We start from the raw sequence: 1,302 nt of genomic DNA on the forward strand, positions 1-1,302 counted from the left end.
GGACAAAATTGCCGCCGGCGCTTTGCCCGCTGCGGCTCCATGCAAGCGCCGAGATACCGCGACTGGCCAGCGGAAAGATCGATATGGCAATGCTGGCTGCAATCGACCTTTCGGTTCGGGAAACAACGCCCCCACCGCAAATCCCCCATGCGGGAAATGAAGTTCCGGCTCATCAGATCGTACGGCGTGCCTGGACCAAGGTCCTCAAGACGCGGGTCGCCCTGGGCTGCTGGGATGAAGCGGGGGGAGATTCGCTGAAGCTGCTGCATTGCGTGATGGAAATCGAAAGCGCGATCGGGCAGGAGCTCGGATTGGAAGCCTTCACGGTTGGAATGAGCTTCGATGAGATGGTTGCAGCGGTCATTTCCGCTCAAGGAGGCGGCGAGCACGCGCCTGCCTGGAAACACGAGCCTCCACTGCTTTTCCTTTTCCCCGGTTCGGTCGGCTATGGTCCGAGCCTTGCTTCGTTCGCATCGGCAATAAGCAAGGTCGCCAGGGTGTCTCCCATCAGATATCCGGCCCTGGGCATGATCCTGCAAGGTCAGAACACTGTCGCCGCAATGGTCGAAGCTGCAATCGATCATATCAACCGCGTGCAGCCTACCGGCTGTGTTCGCCTGCTTGGCCACTCGCTCGGAGGAGCGGTCGCTTTTGAGGTTGCCGCGCGTCTGCTTGATCAAGGGCGAGCGGTAGCGTTCACGGGCATTCTGGATACCAGTCTGGTTGGCGAGCGCAGCAAGCGTTGGGAGACCATTACCCGGACATTTCACCGGATCCGAACCAATCGTATATCGGCTAGTCGGGTGGCGTGCCGCGCGCTTGCCAAGGTCGCGGTCAAAATGCACTGCGAATCCCGGCTTGCCAGCTTCCTCGACCGCTATGCCGAGGGTCAGTTCAACCCGACGAGCTTCAGAACCAAACTGGAACTGCAGGAGGTTCTGCGGGCGCGCGCCTTCTTCCGATGGCTGGCAGAACCCAGGCCGATACTGCCGATCACCGGCACCTTGTTCCGTTGCGCGCGGCCCGGAATGCCGCTTGCACTCGGGTGGGACCGGGCATTCGTCCATCTGGACGTCATTCCGATCGCCGGCACTCACATCGACATGGTCGTGGAGCCCCATCTGACCATCAATCGCCCGCTCATCGAAAACGCTGTGACCGAGACCTACTCTTCAGTCGAGTCACGCCAACAGGAGGCAGTGTCATCGACCTGATCGGGGAATTCAGCAGCGATGTGTTGGCGCTCGATGCCCGGCTGGAGATCGATCGCATCGTCGAGACTTTGCGCGAGCAGGTTCTCGG

General features: G+C 60.6%; 1 protein-coding gene. It reads left to right on the top strand.

Features of this window, described 5'->3' with window-relative positions; translation table 11 throughout:
- Positions 1-1,214 (top strand): thioesterase domain-containing protein (locus EN893_RS34245; protein ID WP_245490961.1); only part of this gene is annotated, 1,214 nt, incomplete at its 5' end.
- Positions 1,215-1,302: the final 88 nt, after the last annotated feature.

The sequence above is a fragment of the Mesorhizobium sp. M7A.F.Ca.CA.004.04.2.1 genome, assembly GCF_004022825.1.
In the GTDB taxonomy this organism is placed as follows: Bacteria; Pseudomonadota; Alphaproteobacteria; order Rhizobiales; family Rhizobiaceae; genus Mesorhizobium.